The sequence below is a fragment of the Streptococcus parasanguinis genome (assembly GCF_001069785.1).
Lineage (GTDB): Bacteria > Bacillota > Bacilli > Lactobacillales > Streptococcaceae > Streptococcus > Streptococcus parasanguinis_T.
On the sequence record NZ_JVSR01000061.1, the window covers coordinates 1 to 974 of the forward strand.

Sequence of the window (974 nt, forward strand, 5' to 3'; positions counted from 1 at the left end):
TCAAATTTAGTTGTATCCAACCATACTTGGTAAACCAACTTGTCGCCACGGTTCACAGTCTTGGTGTTCAAGTTTTCTTTTTCGTTGTTTGATGCATCGTCCGCATATGGGTCCGCATTAGTATCTGCGTACTTGTCTGCCAACTCTTTGTCATCATCAACGAGCTTGTCGCCTGTGATATCGAATTTTTCTTTAGAAACAACGTATTTCTCTGGTTGGAACTTAGGTTCTTCTGGAGGACGAACTGTGTTATTGAATTCTTTATCAGCGATATCACCAACAGTTGCCACGAGAACTTTAGCTGTTCCGTCGTGTGATACTGTTACAGTTACTTCTGCTTTCATTGTATCGTATGATACTGTTGCATCTGTTCCTGCGACTTCTTCAACTGTATACTTGTGAACGCCTTCTTGACCTTTCTTGAATTCAAGAGCTTTGAACTTAACGTTACCAGCCACATCATTGCTTACAGTTTCAAGAGTATTACCTTCTGAATCTTTAAGCACGAAGCTGAATTCGTTAGCTTTCAGCTCACGACCTTCCAAACGTTTAGTGAAGTTGAACTCTACTGGTACTGGAACGTTGTTTACACGTTTTTGAGTAGGTTTCTCTGGTGTTTCAACCTTCTTAGTTGTTGGGTTGTAGTAGTTTACAACTTGCGCTGCAGTATTTTCAATATCTACACCAGCAGCAACATCAGCTTTCACTGTTGTTGGAATGTCAAACTTGTAGTAACGTCCAAATTCAAATTTAGTTGTGTCGATGACTTGTGTGTTTTCCGCATCGCCAAGTGACTTAGTGAAGCCATCTTTAAGGGTTGCAGTGATCACACCGTTGTTCACAGTGATATCGAATTTATCTGTTACTTCTGCGCCTGTTACTGAGTCGTAAGCTTTGATCTTAGTAGAATCAAGTTCCAACTTCGCTTCATCGTAGTCATCTGAGATACCTACTGATTGGATGTTGTCCTTGTT

1 protein-coding gene is annotated in these 974 nt (G+C 40.7%); it reads right to left on the reverse strand.

Annotated features, from left to right (window positions below; translation table 11 throughout):
• The coding region (locus ADG03_RS05100) for an SspB-related isopeptide-forming adhesin (protein WP_049520964.1) at window positions 1–974 on the reverse strand (974 nt) is incomplete at both ends.